The organism is Flavobacterium gawalongense (assembly GCF_007097265.1).
GTDB lineage: Bacteria > Bacteroidota > Bacteroidia > Flavobacteriales > Flavobacteriaceae > Flavobacterium > Flavobacterium gawalongense.
In genome coordinates this window covers 24,530-49,653 of sequence record NZ_VJZP01000019.1, presented here as the reverse complement: position 1 = coordinate 49,653, position 25,124 = coordinate 24,530, and the positions used below count along the sequence as shown (strand labels likewise).

General features: G+C 35.2%; 21 protein-coding genes. 8 read left to right on the top strand and 13 right to left on the bottom strand.

Annotated elements, in window-relative coordinates; translation table 11 throughout:
• Positions 1-68: 68 nt before the first annotated feature.
• Both FNW38_RS11045 and FNW38_RS11040 read right to left on the bottom strand, forming a co-directional pair.
• The gene (locus tag FNW38_RS11045) at positions 69-3,272 is read right to left on the bottom strand and encodes a PAS domain-containing protein (RefSeq protein ID WP_143387999.1); all 3,204 of its coding nucleotides are present in this window, start codon (positions 3,270-3,272) and stop codon (positions 69-71) included.
• Positions 3,273-3,502: 230 nt separating this feature from the next.
• Entirely contained in the window at positions 3,503-6,043 is a 2,541-nt protein-coding gene (locus FNW38_RS11040) for a PAS domain-containing protein (protein ID WP_185963128.1), read from the bottom strand.
• A 440-nt stretch (positions 6,044-6,483) separates the two neighbouring features.
• Between FNW38_RS11040 and trhO the strand changes: the two genes are divergently transcribed.
• From trhO to FNW38_RS11000, 8 genes are all read left to right on the top strand, one after another.
• The gene (gene trhO / locus FNW38_RS11035) at positions 6,484-7,866 is read left to right on the top strand and encodes an oxygen-dependent tRNA uridine(34) hydroxylase TrhO (RefSeq protein ID WP_143388001.1); all 1,383 of its coding nucleotides are present in this window, start codon (positions 6,484-6,486) and stop codon (positions 7,864-7,866) included.
• Positions 7,867-7,924: 58 nt separating this feature from the next.
• The gene (locus FNW38_RS11030; protein ID WP_143388002.1) at positions 7,925-8,386 is read left to right on the top strand and encodes a nuclear transport factor 2 family protein; all 462 of its coding nucleotides are present in this window, start codon (positions 7,925-7,927) and stop codon (positions 8,384-8,386) included.
• 224 nt (positions 8,387-8,610) lie between these two features.
• On the top strand, positions 8,611-9,870 hold the full coding sequence (locus FNW38_RS11025; RefSeq protein ID WP_143388003.1) for a PSP1 domain-containing protein: 1,260 nt from the start codon (positions 8,611-8,613) through the stop codon (positions 9,868-9,870).
• Positions 9,854-10,333 (top strand): gliding motility lipoprotein GldH, encoded by a 480-nt coding sequence (locus FNW38_RS11020; RefSeq protein ID WP_143388004.1) that lies wholly within the window; start codon positions 9,854-9,856, stop codon positions 10,331-10,333. The genes FNW38_RS11025 and FNW38_RS11020 overlap by 17 nt, the downstream gene beginning before the upstream one ends.
• A 9-nt stretch (positions 10,334-10,342) precedes the next feature.
• Positions 10,343-12,652, top strand: coding sequence for a penicillin-binding protein 1A (locus FNW38_RS11015; protein WP_143388005.1), 2,310 nt, complete (start codon positions 10,343-10,345; stop codon positions 12,650-12,652).
• 160 nt (positions 12,653-12,812) lie between these two features.
• The gene (locus tag FNW38_RS11010) at positions 12,813-13,514 is read left to right on the top strand and encodes a CoA transferase subunit A (protein ID WP_143388006.1); all 702 of its coding nucleotides are present in this window, start codon (positions 12,813-12,815) and stop codon (positions 13,512-13,514) included.
• A 38-nt stretch (positions 13,515-13,552) separates the two neighbouring features.
• A complete protein-coding gene (locus FNW38_RS11005; RefSeq protein ID WP_143388007.1) occupies positions 13,553-13,900 on the top strand; it encodes a four helix bundle protein in 348 nt (115 codons plus the stop codon).
• Between the two features lie 51 nt (positions 13,901-13,951).
• Complete coding sequence (locus FNW38_RS11000) at positions 13,952-14,611, top strand: CoA transferase subunit B (RefSeq protein ID WP_143388008.1); 660 nt, start codon at positions 13,952-13,954, stop codon at positions 14,609-14,611.
• Between the two features lie 91 nt (positions 14,612-14,702).
• Here the strand turns inward: FNW38_RS11000 and FNW38_RS10995 are convergent, their stop codons facing one another.
• The 11 genes from FNW38_RS10995 to FNW38_RS10945 all read right to left on the bottom strand — a co-directional run bounded on the left by FNW38_RS10995 (position 14,703) and on the right by FNW38_RS10945 (position 25,039).
• A complete protein-coding gene (locus tag FNW38_RS10995; RefSeq protein WP_143388009.1) occupies positions 14,703-16,142 on the bottom strand; it encodes a nucleoside recognition domain-containing protein in 1,440 nt (479 codons plus the stop codon).
• Positions 16,143-16,220: 78 nt separating this feature from the next.
• A complete protein-coding gene (locus tag FNW38_RS10990; RefSeq protein WP_143388010.1) occupies positions 16,221-16,934 on the bottom strand; it encodes a 3'-5' exonuclease in 714 nt (237 codons plus the stop codon).
• Positions 16,935-17,053: 119 nt separating this feature from the next.
• A complete protein-coding gene (locus FNW38_RS10985) occupies positions 17,054-17,524 on the bottom strand; it encodes a methylated-DNA--[protein]-cysteine S-methyltransferase (protein WP_143388011.1) in 471 nt (156 codons plus the stop codon).
• A 232-nt stretch (positions 17,525-17,756) separates the two neighbouring features.
• Positions 17,757-18,164: a c-type cytochrome gene (locus FNW38_RS10980; RefSeq protein WP_143388012.1), complete on the bottom strand. Its 408-nt coding sequence runs from the start codon at positions 18,162-18,164 to the stop codon at positions 17,757-17,759.
• A gap of 102 nt (positions 18,165-18,266) precedes the next feature.
• On the bottom strand, positions 18,267-19,259 hold the full coding sequence (hemB, locus tag FNW38_RS10975) for a porphobilinogen synthase (protein ID WP_143388013.1): 993 nt from the start codon (positions 19,257-19,259) through the stop codon (positions 18,267-18,269).
• Positions 19,260-19,381: 122 nt separating this feature from the next.
• Complete coding sequence (gene hemF, locus FNW38_RS10970) at positions 19,382-20,302, bottom strand: oxygen-dependent coproporphyrinogen oxidase (protein ID WP_143388014.1); 921 nt, start codon at positions 20,300-20,302, stop codon at positions 19,382-19,384.
• 88 nt (positions 20,303-20,390) lie between these two features.
• Entirely contained in the window at positions 20,391-22,052 is a 1,662-nt protein-coding gene (locus tag FNW38_RS10965) for an ATP-binding protein (protein WP_143388015.1), read from the bottom strand.
• A 94-nt stretch (positions 22,053-22,146) separates the two neighbouring features.
• Positions 22,147-22,674 carry a GNAT family N-acetyltransferase gene (locus tag FNW38_RS10960; RefSeq protein ID WP_143388016.1) on the bottom strand — a complete coding sequence of 176 codons (528 nt, stop codon included), beginning with the start codon at positions 22,672-22,674 and terminating at the stop codon, positions 22,147-22,149.
• Positions 22,674-23,054, bottom strand: coding sequence for a hypothetical protein (locus FNW38_RS10955; RefSeq protein WP_143388017.1), 381 nt, complete (start codon positions 23,052-23,054; stop codon positions 22,674-22,676). The genes FNW38_RS10960 and FNW38_RS10955 overlap by 1 nt, the downstream gene beginning before the upstream one ends.
• Positions 23,055-23,238: 184 nt before the next feature.
• Complete coding sequence (hemE, locus tag FNW38_RS10950; protein WP_143388018.1) at positions 23,239-24,264, bottom strand: uroporphyrinogen decarboxylase; 1,026 nt, start codon at positions 24,262-24,264, stop codon at positions 23,239-23,241.
• A 109-nt stretch (positions 24,265-24,373) separates the two neighbouring features.
• Positions 24,374-25,039 carry a uroporphyrinogen-III synthase gene (locus tag FNW38_RS10945; protein ID WP_143388019.1) on the bottom strand — a complete coding sequence of 222 codons (666 nt, stop codon included), beginning with the start codon at positions 25,037-25,039 and terminating at the stop codon, positions 24,374-24,376.
• Positions 25,040-25,124 lie beyond the last annotated feature (85 nt).

Sequence of the window (25,124 nt, the reverse complement as noted above, 5' to 3'; positions counted from 1 at the left end):
TCATTACGTAAACATATCCGAGCGATGTGGATTATGTATCCACGCAATCGGGCTTCTTAAAGAAAGAATCAAACTTCTTTATCGTCAGCCTTTTTAAAACCTATTAATTGTCTGTACTTTGATTCCGTTTCTTTTAATTCTGCCTCTAATTGTTTGTATTTGCTGATGTCTTTTATAGTAAGAACAAATGCAATTACATTATTATTTTGATCAGCCAATGGTCTCCCGCTAATAAGAATCCGCTTCTTTTCCTTTGTAGCCGGATCCAAAAGCACCACATCAATGTCATCTGTTGACTCTCCTTTCAACGCGCGATCCATAGGTAAGTTTTGGGAGGGAAAAATAGTTTTTTCATCTGGGTAATATATTTCAAAATGGTCTATTATATTAGGTGATATTTTATCATCCTCTCTAATTCCAAAAAATTCATTGGCCATATCATTAACCAATACTATTTTTTTATCTGCATTGGCAACAATAACCCCTTCACTTAAATTCTCTAAAATCAATCGTAATTTTTCCTCATTTTCATACAGTTCCTTTGTTACCGTTTGCTGTTCTTCTTCTAATTTAATCTGTTCCGAAATATCTCGCGCAACGGAATACAATACGCCATGCTGTAAATCGAAATTACTATGCCAATCCAACCATTTGTATGTTCCATCTTTACAAAGTACACGGTCTCTGAAATTCACAACCGGTTCTCCCTCTAAAAGTTTTGCAAACATCTCATTGGCAACACCCTTATCATCAGGATGTGTTAAGTCGGTAAATTTTATTTTATCCAAATCTTTTTCATCATAACCCAGTGTTTTGGTAAAAGCCGGATTGATTTTAATGAAATGCTCCTCTTTTGCAACCGTAAGGATGTCAAATGCCAAGTTAAAAAACTTGTCTGCCATTTTTAAGGATCCTTCATTTTCAACTATTTCAGTAACATCACGAGCCACAGCATACATTATTCCGGTTTTAATATCAACAGTACTGGACCAATCCAACCATTTATAGGATCCATCTTTGCAACGTGCGCGAGCCCTGTGATTGACCATGGACTCTCCTTTTTTCAATTTATTAATCGCATCAATATAAGCATTAGCGTCATCAGGATGGGCAATAGATAAAAATGGTTTGCCGTCCATGTCCTTTTGATCGTAACCAAGATTTCTTGTGAAAGCTGGATTTACTTTTTCAAAATACTCGCCTTTTGCAACGACAAGCATGTCATAGGACATATTAAAAAACTTGTCTGCCATTTTTAAGGATCCTTCATTTTCAACTATTTCAGTAACATCACGAGCCACCGCATACATTATTCCCGTTTTAATATCAACAGTACTGGACCAATCCAACCATTTATAGGATTCATCTTTGCAACGTGCGCGAGCCCTGTGATTGACCATGGACTCTCCTTTTTTCAATTTATTAATCGCATCAATATAAGCATTAGCGTCATCAGGATGGGCAATAGATAAAAATGGTTTGCCGTCCATGTCCTTTTGATCGTAGCCAAGATTTCTTGTGAAGGCTGGATTTACTTTTTCAAAATACTCGCCTTTTGCAACGACAAGCATGTCATAGGACATATTAAAAAATTTCTCTGACATTTTTAAGGATCCTTCATTTTCAACTATTTCAGTAACATCACGAGCCACCGCATACATTATTCCCGTTTTAATATCAACAGTACTGGACCAATCCAACCATTTATAGGATTCGTCTTTGCAACGTGCGCGGGCTCTGTGATTGACCATGGATTCGCCTTTTTTCAATTTATTAATCGCATCAATATAAGCATTAGCGTCATCAGGATGGGCAATAGATAAAAATGGTTTGCCGTCCATATCCTTTTGATCGTAGCCAAGATTTCTTGTGAAGGCTGGATTTACTTTTTCAAAATACTCCCCTTTTGCAACAACAAGGATGTCATAGGACATATTGAAAAATTTCTCTGACATTTTTAAGGATCCTTCATTTTCAACTATTTCAGTAACATCACGAGCCACCGCATACATTATTCCCGTTTGAATATCAATAGTACTGGACCAATCCAACCATTTATATGATCCGTCTTTACAACGTGCGCGAGCCCTGTGATTGACCATGGACTCTCCTTTTTTCAACTTATTAATGGCATCAATATAAGCATTGGCGTCATCAGGATGGGCAATAGATAAAAATGGTTTGCCGTCCATATCCTTTTGATCGTAGCCAAGATTTCTTGTGAAGGCTGGATTTACTTTTTCAAAATACTCCCCTTTTGAAACGACAAGCATGTCATAGGACATATTAAAAAATTTCTGTGCAACAACTAAAGAGCTTTCAATTTCTTTTTGCAACGTAACATCATGTGCAACAGCATATATCAGTCCGGTTGAAAGATCAGGGGAGGCTGACCAGACAAGGGATTTAATTGATCCATCTTTACAAATCCATCTGTTTTCAAATTTTATTGTTAAAATACCCATTTGAAGTTTAACAATTTCTTTTTGTGTGATTATATGATCCTTCGGGTGTACATAAGTGAGAAATGGTTGACTTAATAATTCCTCCTCGGAATAACCCAATAAATTACTCAATGCCGGATTAATTTTTACAAATTTATCCTCCGACATAATAACCATGATATCTAAGGACATATAAAATAATTTGTCGGCTGCTTTGAATGTTTCCTCCAATTTTTTCCTTTCGGTGATATCTGTAGAAATCCCTCCAATGGCATAAATTCTTCCTGCTAAATCATACAACGGGAATTTAATTGCAATATAGGTATGTGAACCATCCGGCAGATGAATGGTTTCTTCTGTCTTTAATTCTCTTAGTGCTTTTACGACTTCAAGATCTGAATTCCGGTAAGCATCCGCTAGTTTTTTAGGTAAAAAATCATGATCTGTTTTGCCTTTTATTTCTTCACTCGAGATTTGAAATAAAGACTCGCACTGTTTATTAATCAATAAATATTCTCCATTTATTTTTTTAATAAAGATGGGATTAGAAGTGTTATCAAAAACAGAATCAAGCAGTTGCTTATCTTCAAAAAGGAGGTTTTGGGATGCATTTTTAACATGAAGTTGGGTGCGAATAATATAATAAACGAAAGAGAATAAAATAATGGAAAGAACAAACAATGACAGTGCTATCCAATTCAATTTTTTATCTAAAGTTAGTTCTCTTTGTCTATCAAATAGTAAAACAAAAACCCATGACAAAGCAATTACAGCAAATAAATTGATAATAAACCCTAGGAATATTTTTTTTTCAAAAGAAATTTTCATGATTTTATGGTATTAAATTCAACATCTATTAATGTACGATTGTTGCTTTTTTCAGCAGTTGCTAAAGGCACCTGACCGAATGTTATTAATTCAACAGGAATTAACTGAACTCCCATTATAATAAAAGTATAGCGGCCTAATCTTTATTGATTCTAAAGAAAAAAATAAAGGATTTCTATTTCTATCATTACTTGAACACATCCAAGCAATCAGATTCCTTTATAAAAAAATCAAATGACTGTATCGCCCCCTTTTCTAAAACCTATTAACTGTCTGTACTTCAATTCTGTTTCTTTTAATTCTTCTTCCATTTTTTTGTATTTGCTGATGTCCTTTATAGTCACCACAGCAGCTATTACTTTATCATTTTGATCAATTAATGGCCTTCCGCTAATAAGAACACGTTTCTTTTCCTGTGCAACTGGATTCCAAAGTACAATATCAACATCATTTGTTTCTTCGCCACCCAGCGCACGTTCCATCGGTAAGTTTTGGGAGGGGAAAACAGTTTTTTCATCCGGAAAATACAACTCAAAATGATCCGATAAATTAAGTGATATTTTACTATCCTCTTCAATCCCAAAAATTTCATTGGCCATATAGTTGGCCATTACTATTTCTTTATCTGCATTTGCAACGACAACACCCTCACCTATATTCTCTATAATCAACCGTAACGTTTCTTCATTTTCATACAATTCGTTAATGGCTTGTTTACTTTCAGTAATATCCCTTACAAAACCAATAAAGAAATATTTTTCTCCCATTTTGACAGGTGAAACACTGAGAGATACTGGAAATTCCGTTCCCTCTTTATTGACCGCTTCTATTTCATACGGTTTATTTAAGATAGGCCCGATTCCAGATATTAAAAAATGCTCCATACCTGTCTTATGTAATTCCCGGTATCGTGTAGGAACAATGAATTCAAAAAGGGGTTTCCCAATAATTTCGGCAATTTTCCATCCAAAAACAGATTCTGCCTTTGGATTCCATCTTAAAACATTGCTTTCACTATCAATTACGATAACCGGATCAGGAGCACCATCAAAAATGGTTTGTATTTGCTGTTCGTTATCTTTTAATTTCTGAGTATAATTATTTAACAATTCTTCATCAAGCCTTTTTTGGGTGATGTCACGTAAAACGGCATATATCATTCCTTCTTTAACATCCGTTGACACCACTGATTCAGTCCATTTGTAGGAACCATCTTTGCATAATATTGGAAACATAACATCTGCCTCTACCTCCTCTCCTTTCAACCGTTTTGCTCTCCTTTCACTAACAATTTTTATATAATCTGGATGCATCAGGTCTAAAAGTGACATTTTCTCTAAGTCATTTTGATTATAACCCAAAATTTTAGTGAAAGCAGGGTTAATTTTTATGATTTTCTTTTCTTTTTCAACAAAAAAAGCATCAAATGACATCTCAAAAAAATTGTTGACTATTTTTAAGGATTGTTCATTTTTAACTTTTTCGGTAATATCACGTGCAACAGAATACAATACGCCTTGTTGTACATCAATAGTGCTATGCCAGTCCAGCCATTTGTAAGTGCCATCTTTACAACGAACACGATCTTCAAAATTTACAATTGCATCCCCCCTTAGAAGTTTAGCCAACACTTCGTCAGCTATGTTTTTGTCATCGGGATGCGTTAATTCCATAAATTTTATAGTATTCATATCCTCTTGAGTGTAGCCAAGTGTTTTGGTAAAAGCCGGATTTATTTTTATAAAATACTCCCCTTTTGCAACAACAAGCAAGTTATTGGACATATTGAAAAATTTATCGGCAATGACCAAAGAGTCTTCCGTTTCTTTTTGCGCTGTAACATCCCGTGCAACAGCATATAATAATCCCGTTGAAAGTTCAGGGGAAATGGACCATACAAGCCATTTTATTGATCCGTCTTTACAAACAAATCTATTTTTAAACTGAATCATTAAAGCACCCTTTTGAAGTTTACCAACTTCTCTTTTTGTGATTTCTAAGTCTTCAGGATGTACAAAAAAAGTATAGGGCTTACTCAACAACTCCGCCTCAGAATACCCCAAAATTCTAATAACAGCAGGGTTAACTTTACCAAATTTTTCTTTCGTTCCAATAATCATCATGTCCGAAGACATATTAAAAAATTTATCTGTTACTTTGAAAGACTCTTCTAATTTTTTCCTTTCTGAGATATCTGTGGAAATTCCTCCAATAGCATAAATTCTCCCTGTTGAATCATATAGTGGAAATTTAACTGCAATATAGGTATGGGGACCATCCGGCTGTTGAATAGTTTCTTCCATTTTTAATTCCTTTAATGCTTTTGCCACTTCAAGATCAGAATTTCGATAACCATCAGCCACTTCTTTTGGTAAAAAATCATGATCAGTTTTCCCTATTATTTCTTCATTCGAGATTTGAAATAAAGATTCAAATTGTTTATTAATCAATACATATTCCCCGTTTATTTTTTTAATGAATATAGGATTGGAAGTGTTATCAATGATAGATTGAAGCAATTGTTTGTTTTCCAAAAGTAAGTTTTGGGAAATGTTTTTAGCTCGCAATTGCGCTTTAATAATAAAATAGACAATGGTCAGTAAAACAATAGAAAGAACAAACAATGAAAGTTCTATCCAATTTAGCAATGAATCCATTGCCTCATCTCTTTGCTTATTAAATCTGGAAATGAAAACCCACCCTGAAGCAATGACAACTAGTAAATTGATAATAAATCCCAGTAATATTTTTTTTTCAAAAGAAATTTTCATAATAAAAATGGCATTAAATTTAACAATCATTAACCTCAACAAACCGAAAAATAATCTACTTATACACATGAAAGTTAGTGAATTATATTCAATTGTCGCAATCGATTTTAACATATTATCTCGAAACTACCCGCTTAACCAGAAAAAAAAGAAATACATCCACAGTCAAACAAATATGCTAAAAACATTAGAGCACTTTATAAGATAAAAAATACTGTCTTTAAGCTTATCCAAATTTTTGTTTGGAGCAATTTCCCGCTATCCGTTTCAATCCATCTCGTTAAAAAAACGAGATGGGATTTCCACTTTTATCGGGGCTAGGCATTTGGGATTAGGAAATTATTTCATTTCCAAATTAATCCTTACTTTTGCACCGTTCAAGAAAATTGACTTGAATATTTTATCGAAAATAAATTTCTCAACTTAAAACTGTTTATAGCATGCAACTGTATAACACATTAAGCGCAGAAGAAAGAGCCATCATGATTGATGATGCCGGAAAACAACGTCTTACGTTGTCTTTCTATGCTTATGCGCAAATTTCAGATCCAACACAATTTCGTAACGAATTATTCCTGGCTTGGAACTCCCTTGAAGTTCTTGGCCGAATCTACGTTGCCCACGAAGGAATCAACGCCCAATTGTCACTTCCAGCCGATAATTTCTACGCCTTCAAAGATTCAATTGAAGTCTATGATTTCATGAAAGGCATTCGCTTGAATATTGCTGTAGAACATAACGATCATTCGTTTTTAAAACTCACCGTAAAAGTTCGTGATAAGATTGTGGCCGATGGTTTAGTTGACGAAACTTTTGATGTAACCAATATAGGAATTCATCTAAAAGCGAAGGAATTCAATGAACTTTTAGAAGACCCAAACACGATTGTGGTCGATATGCGAAATCATTACGAAAGTGAAATTGGTCATTTTACCAAAGCTATAAAACCAGATGTTGATACTTTTCGAGAATCATTACCGATTATTGAAGAGCAATTAGCCGAACATAAACAGGACAAAAAACTCTTGATGTATTGCACCGGAGGAATTCGTTGCGAAAAAGCCAGCGCTTACTTCAAACACAAAGGTTTTGAAAATGTATACCAACTCGAAGGCGGAATTATAGAATACACGCGCCAGATAAAAGCCGAAGGATTGGAAAGTAAATTCATCGGTAAAAACTTTGTATTTGATCATCGTCTAGGCGAAAGAATTACAGACGATATCGTTTCCCAATGCCATCAATGCGGAAAACCTTGTGACATACATACGAATTGTGTGAACGAAGGCTGTCATTTGCTTTTTATCCAATGTGAAGAATGTGCAACGGCTATGGAAGGGTGTTGTTCTCAAGAATGTGTGCGTGTAATTCATTTGCCGGAAGAAGAGCAAAAAGCCATTCGCAGAGGGATTAAAAACGGAAATAAGATTTTCAAAAAAGGAAAATCAGACGTTTTGACTTTCAAGAACAATGAAGAAACCCATAGTGTTTTTGTTGCGGACCCGAGCGTTAGCGAACTGGCGAAGCAAAAACCAAAAACTGCAATTAAAAAAGAACCAAAAGTTAAGAAAGTCTATATTGGGAAAGGAACGCATTTCTTTCCAAAACCAAGTATTGGACAGTTTTTAATTGAAGACAACGAAATCAAAATTGGCGATACCATTCTAATTAAAGGTGCTACAACTGGAGAACAAAAATTAGTAATCGAAGAAATGCTTGTTAACGATCTAACTTCCGAAAAAGCAGTTTTTGGAGATACTTGCACTTTTAAACTGCCATTCAGAATTAGATTATCAGATAAATTGTATAAGATTTTAGACTAATTTCAATACCTTTAACTCCCTATTCTACAATCACATCAAATAACTCAAAATTAAAAAAATGAATAACTTATTTTCAAAATCAGCGGTATTAATTTTACTTTTATCAATGTCGATTGGAATAAATGCCCAATCAAAAAGAAATATAAAACAAGAAGAAACCAATAAAAAAATTGTAACTGTTTTTTATCAAGCTTTGTTTGGCGACAAAGATCCGTCAGCAATTGACAAATATATTGTAGAAGATTACATTCAGCATAATCCTGGAGTAGCAGATGGTAGAAAAGCACTAAAAGACGGAGTTGAACAATGGTTTGTGGGTGCGCCAAAGGAAAAAATAGACATTCAACATATAGCTGCTGATGGTGATTTGGTTTTTATTCACTTAAAATCTAAAGGTGCCGATGGGAAACTTACTTCAGTTATTGATATTTTTAAACTTAAAAACAACAAAATTGTGGAACATTGGGATGTTATCCAGGCTGTTCCGGAAAAATCAGCAAATAATCATCCAATGTTTTAATTTGTTAAAAACAATAGTTTTAATTCCTATTTATTATCAAAACTCCTTGAAATCAAAGTAATTTCAAGGAGTTTTTTTGTTAAAAACTCCTTTTTTTGGTGTCTAAAAATTTATGATTTTAGTAGTATTTTGACTTTGAAACATTCAATCAAAAAATACTATCTTTACACATTAAACGTTTTAAGAACTTAAGTTGTGCCAGTCACAACACTACATATAAAATTATGGCATGTACAAGTTGTTCAACTTCTGATGGTGGCGCACCTAAGGGTTGTAAAAATAATGGGACTTGCGGCACCGATAGCTGCAATAAATTAACGGTTTTCGATTGGCTTTCCAACATGAGTTTGCCTAATGGCGAAGCTCCTTTTGACTGTGTTGAAGTACGTTTCAAAAACGGAAGAAAAGAATTTTATCGCAATACTGAAAAATTAACGTTAAGCATGGGTGACATTGTTGCCACCGTTGCTTCACCAGGACACGACATAGGAATTGTTACTTTGACAGGCGAATTGGTAAAAATTCAAATGAAGAAAAAAGGAGTAAATCATTTAAGCAATGATGTTCCTAAAATCTATAGAAAAGCATCCCAAAAAGATATCGATATTTGGTCCGCAGCTAGAGACAAAGAAGAACCTATGAAGGTACGGGCACGTGAATTAGCAATTGCTCAAAAACTGGAAATGAAGATTTCCGATATCGAATTTCAAGGTGACGGATCAAAAGCTACGTTCTATTACACGGCAAATGACCGTATTGACTTTCGTGCTTTAATTAAAGATTTTGCTAAAGAATTCAGTACCAGAATCGAAATGAAGCAAGTTGGTTTCCGTCAGGAAGCTGCTCGTTTAGGCGGTATTGGCTCTTGCGGAAGAGAATTATGCTGTTCAACCTGGTTAACGGATTTCAGAAGTGTAAACACCTCAGCGGCACGTTACCAACAATTATCTTTAAATCCACAAAAACTAGCGGGACAATGCGGAAAATTAAAATGCTGCTTGAACTATGAGTTGGATACTTACATGGATGCCTTGAAAGATTTTCCAGATTTCGAAACAAAATTGGTGACTGAAAAAGGAGATGCCATTTGCCAAAAACAAGATATTTTCAAAGGGCTAATGTGGTTTGCTTATACCAATAATTTTGCTAATTGGCATGTTTTAAAAATTGAACAGGTCAAAGAAATTGTTGCTGAGAACAAATTAAAAAACAAAGTCTCTTCACTGGAAGATTTTGCCATAGAAATTGTTGTAGAACCGGAGAAAAACTTCAATAATGCAATGGGTCAGGAAAGTTTGACTCGTTTTGACCAGCCAAAACCAAAGAAAAAACAGAATAAAAAACGCAAACCTGCCGGTGAAAATGCAATTGTAGCAAACAACAACAAACCTGCAAATAACAATAACCGTCAGACTCCAAATGACAAAAAGCCAGCGGAGCCAAGAAAACCTATAATTATTACTAAAAATGTGGATAAAAAATAGCGCTTTACTTCTTTTGGTTGTAATCCTCTTTTCTTCATGTGATAAAAAAAGAGTCTTTGATGAATATAAATCTGTCGGAAGCGCTTGGCATAAAGACAGCATTGTAACTTTCAATTTACCGGAATTAGACTCCACAAAACGATACAATCTATTTGTTAATTTGAGAGCTAATAACAATTATCAGTACAACAATCTATTTCTGATTGTGGCCTTGGAATTACCAAATGGTTTTACAAAAGTGGACACTCTCGAATACCAAATGGCAGATCCGGACGGAACGCTATTAGGTGATGGATTTTCGGATATAAAAGAAAGCAAACTGTATTACAAAGAAAATGTAAAGTTCAGAGGAAAATACAAAGTCCATATAAAACAAGCCGTTAGAGAAACTGGAAAAGTTCCTGGTGTAACGGTTTTAGATGGAATTACAGAAGTAGGTTTTAGAATAGAAAAAAAAGAATAAAATAGTATTATGGCTATCAAAAAAAATAACAATCAGACAAAAAATATTGATAAGGACATCACTTACTACAAAAAGAAATTTTGGAAAATCTTCTTTTTAGGCTTAGGAAGCGTCGGTTTGTTTTTCTTATTTGCTTCATGGGGAATCTTCGGTTCGATGCCTTCTTTTGAAGATTTAGAAAATCCAGATTCTAATTTAGCTACAGAAATCATATCGGCTGACGGAGTGGTTCTGGGTAAATATTTTGAAAAAAACAGATCCCAATTAAAGTATTCTGACTTACCAAAAAACCTGGTACAAGCATTAATAGCTACTGAAGATGCTCGTTTTTACGAACACTCCGGTATCGACGGAAGAGGAACGTTAAGAGCCATTTCAAGTTTAGGGACAAGCGGTGGAGCCAGTACATTAACACAGCAATTAGCCAAACAATTATTTCATGGAGAGGGTTCAAAATTTTTACCCTTTAGAATTGTACAAAAAATAAAAGAATGGATTATTGCTATTCGATTAGAAAGACAATACACTAAAAACGAAATCATTGCCATGTATTGCAACGTGTATGATTTTGGTAATAATTCTGTTGGAGTAAGTTCAGCGGCAAAAACCTATTTTTCCAAAGAACCGAAAGATTTAACCATCAGTGAATCGGCAATATTAGTTGGAATGTTTAAAAACTCCGGTTTATACAATCCAGTAAGAAACCCACAAGGTGTGAAAAATCGTAGAAACGTGGTGCTTTCGCAAATGGAAAAAGGAAAAATCATCACTGCAGAAGAAAAAGAAAAATTACAAAGTTTACCGATCAAATTAAACTTCAAATTAGAAACACATAAAGAAGGAACGGCAACTTATTTCAGAGAATATTTACGCGATTACATGAAAAAATGGGTCGAAGACAACAAAAAATCGGATGGTTCTGATTATGACATCTACAAAGACGGTCTAAAAATCTACACGACCATTGATTCCAGAATGCAGTTGCATGCTGAAGAAGCGGTTACAGCCCACATGGCAAACCTTCAAGAAGAGTTTTTTAATCAATCTAAGGGTAATAAAAACGCTCCTTTTGTTAATATTTCTTCTGTAGAAACACAACGGATTCTGAATCAGGCAATGAAATCCTCCAACCGATGGGCTGTGATGAAATCATTGGATAAAAGTGATGAAGAAATTATAAAATCGTTTAGCGAAAAAACAAAAATGACTGTATTTTCTTGGAAAGGAGAAAAAGATACCATTATGACACCATTGGATTCTATCCGTTATTACAAACACTTTCTACAATCCGGATTGATGGCAATGGAACCGCAAACGGGCAATGTAAAAGCTTGGGTTGGCGGAATCAACTACAAATATTTTCAATACGATCACGTAGGACAAGGAGCAAGACAAGTAGGTTCAACTTTTAAACCCTTTGTTTACGCAACAGCCATAGAACAATTAAATATGTCTCCGTGTGACTCGATTATTGATGGACCCTTTGTGATTAGAAAAGGACGCCATCATGTTACCGAAGATTGGGAGCCTAGAAACTCTGACAACAGATACCGCGGAATGGTTACCTTAAAACGAGGTTTGGCTAATTCCATAAATACTATATCGGCAAAATTAATTGATAAAGTTGGCCCGGAAGCAGTAATAGATTTAACACATAAATTAGGGGTAAAATCTGAAATTGTAAACCAACCTTCCATTGCTTTAGGTGCGGTTGAAATAACGGTAGAAGACATGGTTGCCGCTTACAGCACCTTTGCCAATCAAGGGGTTTATATGAAACCACAATTTATATCTCGAATTGAAGACAAAAGTGGCGTTGTAATCTACGAACCAATACCAGAATCTCATGATGTCTTAAACAAAGACATTGCTTATGCGGTTATAAAATTACTGGAAGGTGTAACCGAAGGCGGTTCAGGAGACCGTTTGCGCACCACTGGCGGCGGTAATGGGGACAACCGCTGGACTGGTTATCCGTATTCTTTCAAAAACCCAATTGCAGGAAAAACAGGCACCACACAAAACCAGTCTGATGGGTGGTTTATGGGAATGGTTCCTAATTTGGTAACTGGAATCTGGGTAGGTTGCGAGGATCGTTCGGCCCGTTTCAAAAGCATCACATATGGTCAAGGAGCTACTGCAGCACTCCCGGTTTGGGGTTATTTTATGAAACTTTGCTACGCTGACCCAGCGCTTAAAGTCTCCAAAGCACAATTTGACAGACCCGCTAATCTTTCGATAAAAGTAGACTGTTATTCCGCTCCAAAAGTAAAAGACACTACGGCCGTAGAACAAGATACCGAAGAATTTGAATTATAATTTAATCATCTATTCCCCCGAAGTTAGGAATTAGGAGCTATTTCCAGCTGTACACTATATCTTTCTAGTCCTGAACTTGTTTCAGGATCCTGAAACAAGTTCAGGACTAGAAAGGATGCCGTTCCCTCCCGAAGTTTCGGGATGGGCTAAAAAACACAATATGATCAACAAAAAGGTAAACAACGTTCAAGACGCACTTCAAGGAATTGAAAACGGAATGACCATCATGCTTGGCGGTTTTGGATTATGCGGTATTCCGGAAAATTCCATCGCCGAATTAGTAAAAAAAGAAAATACCGATTTAACGTGTATTTCCAACAACGCAGGTGTAGATGATTTTGGTCTTGGATTGCTTTTACAAAAACGTCAAATCAAGAAAATGATTTCTTCTTATGTAGGAGAAAATGTTGAATTTGAACGCCAAATGCTTTCCGGTGAACTCGAAGTAGACCTTATTCCTCAAGGAACATTAGCCGAACGTTGTCGTGCTGCACAAGCAGGAATTCCGGCTTTTTTCACACCGGCAGGTTATGGAACCGAAGTGGCAACAGGTAAAGAAGCACGCGAATTCAATGGAAAAATGCATGTAATGGAACTCGCTTTCAAAGCTGATTTTGCAATCGTAAAAGCATGGAAAGGCGATACTGCAGGAAACTTAATTTTCAAAGGAACTGCAAGAAACTTCAATCCGTGTATGGCTGGAGCAGCAAAAATCACCGTTGCCGAAGTAGAAGAATTAGTGGAAGCCGGAACTTTAGACCCAAACCAAATTCATATTCCCGGAATATTTGTGCAACGCATTTTTCAAGGCGAGCAATACGAAAAGAGAATTGAGCAGAGAACGGTTCGTGCAAAAAATTAAACAATTTAGCAATTTTTTAATATAACAATTAATAAAAAATGGACAAAGAGAATATTGTTGTTACTAAATCCATTGATTTTGCATTAGGCATTATAGCTTTTTGTGAAATATTAGAAAATAAACGCAAATTTATTGTTGCCAATCAACTATTAAAGTCAGGAACAAGTATAGGCGCTAATATTCATGAAGCACAGAATGCAGAAAGTAGAGCAGATTTTATTCACAAAATTAAAATTGCTGCCAAAGAACTAGAGGAAACAAAATACTGGCTTTTGCTTTGTGAAAAAGCATCCTCGTATCCTTTTGATGAAAGCCTAAAAATTCAAATTAATGAATTAGGATTAATAGTTTACAAAATCCTAAGCACTAGTAAAAATAATAAGTAACAGTTGTCAAAATTGATATATTGTTATATTTATAAATTGATACATTAAGATATGGCATTAGACAAAATAGGAATTGCAAAACGAATCGCTCAAGAATTGAAGGACCGTTATTTCGTGAATCTCGGAATCGGAATTCCAACATTAGTAGCAAATTATATCCCACAAGGAATTGACGTTGAATTTCAAAGTGAAAATGGCGTTCTGGGCATGGGACCATTCCCTTTTGAAGGAGAAGAAGATGCAGATATTATTAATGCCGGAAAACAAACCATTACTACCTTACCGGGCGCATCTTTTTTCGATTCGGCTTTGAGTTTCGGGATGATTCGCGGACAGCATGTTGATTTGACAATTCTTGGCGCTATGGAAGTCGCCGAAAACGGCGATATAGCCAACTGGAAGATTCCTGGAAAAATGGTTAAAGGAATGGGTGGGGCAATGGATTTAGTCGCTTCTGCCGAAAATATTATCGTGGCCATGATGCACGTCAACAAAGCTGGCGAATCTAAAATCCTAAAAAAATGCACTTTACCATTAACAGGCGTGGGTTGTGTAAAAAAAATAGTTACAGAATTGGCCGTTCTTGAAATAACCCCAAAAGGTTTCAAACTATTGGAACGCGCACCAGGTGTAACCGTAGAACATATTATTGCTTCCACTGAAGCGGATTTAATTATTGAAGGAGAAATTCCTGAAATGGTGATTGAGTAAACTAAAATTATTTAAATACATAAAAACCACAAAATTCAGAAATTTACTTCGTGAACTTTGTGGTTTTTTTTCGCCCTTTGCGGTTAAATATTTAGAAAAACCAACTTGCTACAAAAATAGCTGTAATCACACATATCAGATCTACTAAAAGCATCGTGCCAAGGGTATAACGTGTGTGTTTAACATTGATAGAACCGAAGTAAACGGCAATTACATAAAAAGTGGTCTCGGCACTGCATTGGAAAATACAACTCAACCTTCCGGTAAAAGAATCCGGCCCAAAAGTACGCATAGAATCTATCATAAACCCTCGCGATCCGCCGGAACTAAAAGGCCTTAGCATAGCAACCGGCAAAGAATCGGTAATCTGTTTGCTCACTCCAATATTCGAGAAAACAAAAGAGATTCCGTTGCTTATAATTTCAAATAAACCGCTATTTCTAAAAAACGAAATAGCTACCAGCATCCCCAAAACATAAGGGAAAATTGTAACTCCAGTTTTTAAACCATTGTTAGCACCAGTGACAAATGCATCGAAAATGGTGGTATTTAAAGCAATGAATTTTTTCTCATGTATAAAGGAAAAAACCAACGTAAATGCAATGATTGTTACTAACATTAAACCCGAAAGATTGGCCGTAAAAAAGTTTTTACCAATTAAATCTAAACCGTTTATGTACAGTAATAAACCAACAATGGCTGCAATTATGGTCATTAATGCAACGATTAATGAAGCACTTTTGAAATTGACTTTTTGTCTAATTCCAACGATCAAAAAGGCAGCAATCGTTCCTATAAACGAAGTGATAATACAAGGTAACATGACATCGGCAGGATTTGCAGCATTTTCGGCAGCGCGATAGCCAATGATAGATGTTGGTATCAAAGTAAGTCCCGCTGCATGCAAACACATAAACATAATTTGCGCATCGCTTGCTTTGTCTTTATCGGGATTAATCTCCTGCAAACTCTGCATAGCCTTTAGTCCAAAAGGTGTGGCGGCAGAATCCAGCCCTAGAAAATTTGCTGCAAAATTCAGGGTCATATAGGATATCGATTCGTGATTTTTGGGAATAGTTGGAAACACTTTCACAAAAACGGGACTCAGTTTTTTGGCTAATTTTTCGGCAGCACCAGAATCAATCAGTAATTGCATCAGTCCGCAGAAAAAAGCTAAATAGGCAATTAAAGGAATGATTAAATCGAGTAAAGTATTCTTGCAAGTAGGTAATAAACCATCTGATTTTTGAACGCCGCTGTATATTTTTACCGTTTGGCTTTTGAAAACATACGTCGTATCGGCATTTATGGTATCTCTGTTGACAATCATAGTTTGATCTGGCGCTTTTTTGATGCTGTCTCTGATAAAAGCAGGTACTTGTTCGATGTATTTTTCGGACAGTAAAATTGGGTCGTCTTTTTTACCATTTAAAATATAATCAATAGTGTAACTATTCCCCGAAAACAAACTAATGACTACAAATACAATTGAAGAAATAAAAATAGCCAGCCAAAATCTACTCAATACCATAATTTATAATTTTTGTAAATGTAATTATTTATTAACAAACCCAATCAGGGTTTTGAACCCTCATTGGGTTACGACAATTTAAACATGAATAATCTCCTCCTCAATCAATAAATCTTCTCGACGTAATCGAAGGAAAATTTGTGCTACGGCAATCGTATCTTTTTCACAATAAGTTACAATTCTATCAATGTCTTTTTCAACATAAAAAACATGTCCCACCTGACTGCCATCGATATCGCCTTTTGGAGAAGGGATTCCGAGAACTTTACACATCAATTTTAAAGAAGTATAATGTTTATAGTCCCCAAATTTCCATAGTTCCAACGTATCCAAATGTGGAATTTCCCATGGTTTTTTTCCAAATAAATTCAGTTTGTTAGGAATGGCGATTTGATTGATAATCATGCGTCGTGCAATGAATGGAATGTCGAATTCCTTGGCATTATGGCCACATAAAACGTGTTGCGGTTGATTGAAATGATTGTTTAACAGATTAATAAAATCGTGTAGAATTTTCTTTTCTTCACCAAAAAAAGAAGTCACCCTAAAATTCCGAATATCGCCTTTGATCGTAAAATAGCCTACCGAAATACAAACGATCTTCCCAAACTCGGCCCAAATTCCGGCACGGTCATAAAAATCCTCCGGAGTGTATTCGTCTTTGCGCTGGTATTGGGTCTTGTGTTCCCAAAGGTCTTTCATTTCGGAATCCAGAGAGTTGAAATCAGCTGCTTCCGGAACGGTTTCTATATCGAGGAATAAGATGTTATTGAGGTGAATTTTATCAATCATAATTCAGATTTTGTTAGACTTCTTAGATTTTCAGACATTTTAGATTATTACCTTATTAGACTTCCTTGATCTTTTAAAATCTAACTTGTCTACCCGTCTGAAAATCTAAGAGGTCTATTTTAAAACAAACTTTGTTGCGTTGTTGGATTTTCATGTTCCAATAACCATTTTTTGCGCCATAATCCGCCTGCATAACCGGTTAATGAACCATCTGTTCCAATGACTCTGTGACACGGGACAACAATCCATAGCGGGTTTTTCCCATTGGCGGAAGCCACAGCTCTAATGGCTTTGACATCGCCTAATTTTTTGGACAAATCCATATAAGACATGGTTTTCCCGAAAGGGATTTCCAATAATCCTTTCCATACTTTTTGCTGAAAATCGGTTCCTTTTGGATTGAGTACAAAATCAAAATCGGTTCTTTTTCCTTCGAAATAATCGTTGAGTTGCGAAACTGCTTCCTGCAAAACAGCAGGAATTACACTTGAAAGGACTCCTTCATCAGCAACTGAAATTACTGAAATCCCATTTTCGTCTCCAATAATAGTTGCGATTCCTAAAGGGGTTTTGATATAAGCTGTTTCCATATTTTAAAGATAAAAAAATTAACCACAATGTTCACGAAGAAGACACAAACTTCACAAAGAAATGAAAACTTGAATAGTATTAGAAATAAAAAAACCATTCGCCTAGACGAATGGTTCTTGTTTTACAGCCCCGATAGAAGGGAAAATCCTTTTCTTTTTTTCTTTAAAAAAGAAAAGATTGGAATGATAGCGGGATTAGCTTCTTCCTTCGACCACGCTCAGGATGATAAAATTATTTCAAAGTTGAATAAACATATGCTTCTAATGCATTTAATTCTTCGTCAGTCATCGTTTTTGTAAGGACAATATTTGGTTTCATTAATGCATATTGAGAAGGATCAACAATAGGATCACTCTTCTCTTTTAGGAAACTGACAATGCTACCGTTTTTCTCTTTGTAGATTTTGGCAATATCTTGTAAACTTGGCCCTATTAGTTTCGTATCTACTTTATGACAAGAAGCACAGGTTCCTTTTCCTTTAAAAAGGGTCTCTCCTAATTGTTCCGGTGTTTGAACTTCTTCTTGCATTCCTTCAGAAACTGCAGTTTCAGGTTCAGCTTGTTTTTCAGCTGGTTCAGCTTCTTGCTTTTTACAAGAAAAAGCTAAAAATGCGATTGCAATTATTAATACTTTTTTCATTTTAGTTTTTTTAGTTTTTTAGTTTTCTCAAAAATAATTTATTTTTTGAAATTAGAATCAAAAAAAAGAATTAAAATTATTAGAATCAAAAAAATCTAAATTTTACTTGTTTAAAAGTATCGCAGCTTCTTTAGCAAAATAAGTCGAAATCAAACTTGCTCCTGCTCTTTTGATACACATTAATTGCTCCATCATAATTTTATCATGATCTAGCCAACCTCTTTCGGCAGCGGCTTTAATCATAGCATATTCTCCCGAAACATGGTATACCGTTACAGGAACATTTACCGCATTTTTAACCTCTCGAACGATATCTAAATAGGCAATTCCTGGTTTTACCATGACCATATCAGCGCCTTCTTCCACATCCCATAAAGCTTCTTTGATGGCTTCAATGCGATTAGCATAATCCATTTGGTAGGTTTTTTTGTCTTTTGGGATTTCAGTTGCATCAACAGGAGCACTGTCTAAGGCATCACGGAACGGTCCGTAAAATGCGGAAGCGTATTTTGCAGAATAACTCATGATGCCCACATTATGAAAACCGGCAGCGTCTAAACCTTCACGCAAACGCAGCACGCGTCCGTCCATCATATCAGATGGCGCAACAAAATCAGCACCCGCTTCAGCATGAGAAACGGCCATTTTTACCAATGCATCATTGGTTGAATCGTTTTCTACATCGCCATTTGCAATAATTCCGTCATGACCATAAATAGAATAGGGATCCAAAGCCACATCTGGCATTACAATCATTTCCGGACAAGCAGCTTTAATAGCACGAATTGCATTTTGCATTAATCCGTTTGGATTCCAAGCTTCTAATCCCGTATTGTCTTTTAAATTTTCACTGACTTTTACATAAATATTTACCGCACGGATGCCTAAATTGAATAATTCTTGAATTTCTTTTACGGTTAAATCGATGGAACGACGAAATATTCCAGGCATGGAAGGAATTTCCACTTGTACATTTTCGCCTTCTGCTACAAACATGGGAAACATAAAATCCGCTGGACTTAAACTGGTTTCACGAACTAAACTTCTAATGGATTCATTAGTTCTTAATCTTCTGCCTCTGTGTAATGGGAACATAATGATTTATGATTTTAGATTGCTTCGCCAATTCGAGCAAAGCTCTCGGGTTACGATTGCCGATTTATGATTTAAAACAAATTAGTGATGACAGAAAATCTGAAATCAAAAATCGTTAATCATCAATCTGCAATCCAATTTTTTGGGTTTTCTAATACGTTTACTAACTTCTCTTCTTCGCTTCCTGCTTCCGGATGATGATCGTACACCCATTGTACATGTGGCGGCAGACTCATCAGGATACTTTCTATTCTTCCGTTGGTTTTTAAACCAAATAAAGTGCCTTTATCGTGAACCAAATTGAACTCTACATAGCGACCCCGACGGATTTCCTGCCACGTTCTTTGTTCTGGAGTATACGGTAAATCTTTTCTTTTTTCTACAATTGGGACATACGCTTCGAGGAAACTATTACCAACTTCTGAAACAAAATTAAACCAATTATCCATAGACATGGTCTCCGTTGCTTTGCAATAATCGAAAAACAATCCTCCAATTCCACGGGCTTCATTACGATGTGCATTCCAAAAATAGGCATCGCATTGTTTCTTGTATTTCGGATAAAAATCTGTCCCGACGCTTCGGGAGTGTTTGTCACAAGCAGTTTTACAAGTTTGATGAAAATGGATTGCATCTTCTTCAAACAAATAATATGGTGTTAAATCCTGTCCGCCGCCAAACCATTGCTGGATTACATTTCCGTTGTCATCGTACATTTCGAAATAACGCCAATTGGCATGAACCGTAGGCACCATTGGGCTTTTTGGATGCAAAACCAAACTCAGTCCGCAGGCAAAAAAATCAGCTTCGCCTACGTTGAACAGTTTTTGCATGGCTTCCGGTAATTTCCCGTGTACCGCCGAAATATTGACACCGCCTTTTTCGAAAACTGATCCGTTCTCTATCACGCGGGTTCTTCCGCCGCCACCTTCCGGACGTTGCCAAAGATCTTCACGAAATTTGGCTTGACCTTCAACCGCTTCTAATCCTTTACAGATTTGGTCTTGAAGGTTTTGTATGTATTGGTAAAATTGTTGTTTCATTATAATTATGATGATTTTAAACAAATTATAAAAGTGTCTAAAAGTGTCTAAAAGTGTCTAAAAGTGTCTAAAAGTGTCTAAAAAGTATTTAAATTAATTCCCAATAATATCCGGGGGTACACTTTATCTTTCCCTCTTTCCCTAAGGCAGAAAGAAAATTAGTTACTTTCTTTTTCTTTTTCTCTTCTGAAAGTGCGGCTGAAAGTTTTGGAATAATTAAATTATCAATAGACTGCCGTTTTGATTTACCAAATTTTTTAAGATATCCAACAATCATATCTTTAAAATGAGAATCATCAAAACTGCGATTAGCAATATATTCTGCTTTTAATTCTTCATTATTTGTTAATTCAACAACATTAAAAGAAAGGAATATATTAGACTTTCTTCCTTCGACAAACTTCAACTTTTTAAGATATTTGAACTCACCATCTGTTATTGGTTTTTGCTTTTGTACCTTATCTAACAAGATAATATCTTCTAAAGACAGATTTGGATTTTTTATAAGGATTCGAGCAAAATCTTCATTTAAAATTTTTCCAGTTATCGTGACTTTTACTTTATTATCTGAAAAATTATAATCTGGTAAAGGAAAAAAACGTTGTCTTTGAAAATTAAAAATTTTCCGAATACCCCCGCCCTGTGTTTCTATCATATCTAAATTTTTCATCGCTTCCACTAGAAAAGGATTTCTATACACTTCTTCAGGCGTATCATTTAGCACCACATCTTCAATTGATTTTGGAAGGAAGGAGCCATAATTTGAAAACACTAAATGATCATCTTCAAATTCGACAACATTAATTCGTGCCCCTTTGCTATAATCCTGATGTGCAATTGCATTGTTTAATGATTCTCTTATAATAAATGGATCATAACGCAATACTTCGTCCGGAAACAATGTCCCATCACGCAAATAGCGATATTTAAGATTTCTTATTTTTAAATAAACCGTATCTACAGCGAGTAATAAAGGAATAGAAAAAATATCAAAATCCTTATCTTGATTATCTACTGTTTTAAGATTCCATCTGATTTTCACAAATGAACCAAGAAAATGTTCTGCCTCTTCCTTTCCTAAAAGAATGAGTGCTGTTCTTGTAATTTTTCCTTTGATAGTGATTTTAGACTTATTTAAAAAATCATAATCATTCCAGTTATCTAGATCTTTACTGTATTTAGGATTCCGTTTTTTGAATTCAAAACGGGCTTTTTCAATTGCATTCTTATCTAAATCCTCTAAAGTTGCGTCAGGGACAATAACCGCTGACCAATCTTCATTAACCTGAACCTGTGTGAGTATTGCATCTAATCTTGCTTTGGTCATTTCAACCAAATTATCATCAATACGCTGCCATGTTTTTTTATGAGCGTAAACAGGTAATCTAAATTGATGTTTCGGTATATGAAATACCCAAACTGTTTTATTTGTGTCTGAAGAAATGAATTGTTCAACCTGAAAAAGATCTGCATTTAGATTAGGACAGTTCCCAATAACTCTATATTTGATGTTTTCAATGGTATATTCTGCAAATTCTTTAATTCCTACTATAGCATGTGTTTGATCTTGAATCCCAATTACTAAATTGCCTCCTTGCATATTTGCAATCGCAGAAACGTAAGAGATGACATCATCACCCGCTCTTCCTGAAACAGCACTTTTTAAGGACTTAAATTCTTTCCACTCACATTTTTCGTTTTCTCGTGGGTAGTTAGTTTTTAAATAATTCTGTAATTCGTTTTCTGTCATTTCAAATAATTTATCATTACATTTCTAAGATGGGAATTAGACATTAACAAATCTATGCTATTTAAGAAGGTAAAGCAATTATGGAAGTGTTCTTTCATCTTGTTAACTCATATAATTCCATATCTAACGGAAGTTCATTTGTTGGCGTAAACTCATTTGACAATGTTCTTTTCCAGATGAATCCACAATTTTCAGCGACTTTAATACTCCCAAAATTCGTTTTATGGGAAATAATTTGAAGGGTTTTTAATTTCAAATTATTAAAAGCATAATTTGAAATTTCTTTCACGGCAAATGTCGTTAAACCTTTGCCTTCATATTTTGAACCAATACAATATGCAAATTCACCTTGTTTAGTTTCCCAATTTAATTTTTTGATAATGATAAGCCCTGCAATATTTTGAGTTTCATTGTCTTTAATTGCAAAAGTAAATTCTGAATTGGATTGAATTTCTTTGCTTTTATTTGAAATATAGCTTTCAGACGCTTCAATAGTCAAATTATTCGAAAGGGTTTTAGGGAAAAACCTCTTGAATCTTTCGGTATTAGAAACCATTAATTCATTAAGACTTACTGCATCTTCTGGTTTTAATGGAACTATTTGAAAAGCTTCTGTTTTCATTATAATTTTGCTTTTGCAGCAGCTATTTTACTATTGATTCCAAACGAAAACATTTTACTTTCCTGCTGAATATAATTGTAAAAGGCAATCGCTTTTTCTGTAAAATCGAACTGCTCATCTTTTGAAAAAGCAACCAAAAAATCTGCAAATTGCTCCAATTGATTCCAATCTAAATGACATCGTTGTAAATGTGTAATTAGATCTTTTTCGCCAAAATCACGAAGACTTTGGATATTCATGCCCAAGTCTTTCAATTCGTTTTCAATAAGAGCAATGTCTTCTAGATTCCAAAATTTAGGCACAAAAACCAAGGAAAGCAACGTTTTAAGAACATTGTCTATTCGTATGTTTTCCTCGTCTCGTATACTTTTGTTTAGCATTTTTAATTGTTTTGTGATTCTTCCATTTCCACGGATTAAAATCCGTGGCTACAAAATGAACCGTTCCTATGGAACTTCACAATAATATTACAGTAAATATATAAATCAATGATACTCTTGAATAGCATCATTGATTTTTGTTTCAATGCTCAAAAACTGAATACTAATTCCTGAACACTCAATACTACTGATTATATTCCTTCACAGCATCAATAAATGCTTTTGCGTGATCTACAGGAATGTTTGGTAAAATTCCGTGACCTAAATTCACGATGTATTTGTCTTTTCCGAATTCGTCAATCATTTCATGAACCATTTTTTTGATGGTTGGAATTGGCGACAACAATCTTGACGGATCAAAATTTCCTTGCAACGTGATGTTTCCACCTGACAAGTATCTCGCATTCCTTGGAGAACAAGTCCAGTCAACACCAAGTGCCGATGCTCTACTTTTACCCATTTCACCCAACGCAAACCAACATCCTTTTCCAAAAACAATTACATGAGTTTCATCGGCTAAAGCTTCAACGATTTGGTTGATGTATTTCCAAGAGAATTCCTGATAATCAACCGGAGAAAGCATTCCGCCCCAGGAGTCAAAAATCTGAACGGCATCAACCCCCGCTTTTATTTTTTCTTTTAAATATAAAATAGTGGTGTCGGTGATTTTTTGCAATAAAACATGCGCTGCTTCTGGGTGTGTGAAACAAAATCCTTTGGCCATATCAAAGCTTTTAGAACCTTTTCCTTCCACAGCATAACAGAAAATAGTCCAAGGAGAACCTGCGAAACCGATTAACGGCACCTCATCATTCAACATTTCTTTGGTCAATTTGATGGCGTCCATCACATAACCTAGAGTTTCCTGAATATCCGGAACAATCACTTTCTCAACATCCTGAATCGTTCGAATAGGATTTGGCAAAAATGGACCAAAATTTTCTTTCATCAAGACTTCAATTCCCATTGCCTGTGGAATTACTAATATATCCGAAAACAAAATCGCAACATCCGGAGCTATTCTTCGTATCGGTTGCACAGTGATTTCAGCAGCTAATTCTGGGGTTTGGCAACGGGTGAAGAAATCATATTTGTCGCGCAAAGCGATGAATTCAGGCAAATACCTTCCCGCCTGACGCATCATCCAAACTGGTGGACGTTCTACGGTTTCTCCTCTTAATGCTTTTAAAAATAGGTCGTTCTTTATCATAATTTCTTATTTAATGCCACAAAGGCACAAAGGCTCAAAGTTTTTATTTTATGTTTGTTCCCAGAAGTTGCAACGTTCTTAGGTTTCTTTTCTAATTCCCCTTCGGGGGTTATTTATATTCTTCAATTACATCTTCAATCACATCTTCAATAGACGGTTGATCTGCGATAATAATGTTTTTAGTAGTTTTGTTCAATGTTTCTGCAGTGGTAGTACCGATACAAAAGCAAAGTTCCCCTTTAATTTTATTTTCTTTCAAATAACTTTCCACGCCTGATGGGCTAAAAAACAAAATGGCATCAACAGGAGTTTTTATTTTGTGTGGTGTTAAAGAAGTCTCATACACTTGGATTTCGTTGAACTTTACTTTGGCTTCTTTCAACGCTTTTGGTAACGTTTCTTTTCTCAAATTGCCACTAAAAAAAGTGTAGCTTTCATTGGAGTAAATCAACGTTATTATTTCTGTCAAGTCTGATGCGTAACCCGTATAAGCAATGACGTTAAAACCACTTTCCGACAATAGAATTTTGGTTTTCAACCCAACACAAAAAACGTTTTTTGTTTTTAATTCTTCGCATTTAGGGTGAAGCAACAAACTTTGAGCTGCATTTTGACTGGTAAAAATCAAGTTGTCATTGATTTCGTTTAGTTCGAAAGGTTGATTTTTGGTGTCGATAAAATCCGCTTCGATGACATTGAAATTAGCTTTTACTAATTCTTGTTTTTGAACGCTAGAAAGTACTTTTGTTGAAAATATTTGAATTTGTCTGCTCATGTTTTTGTTAATGAATTGCGATAAATCAGAAATATGATAAATCTTAAATGCGATATGTGAGAGACGCTATTTATCGCGTCTCTAC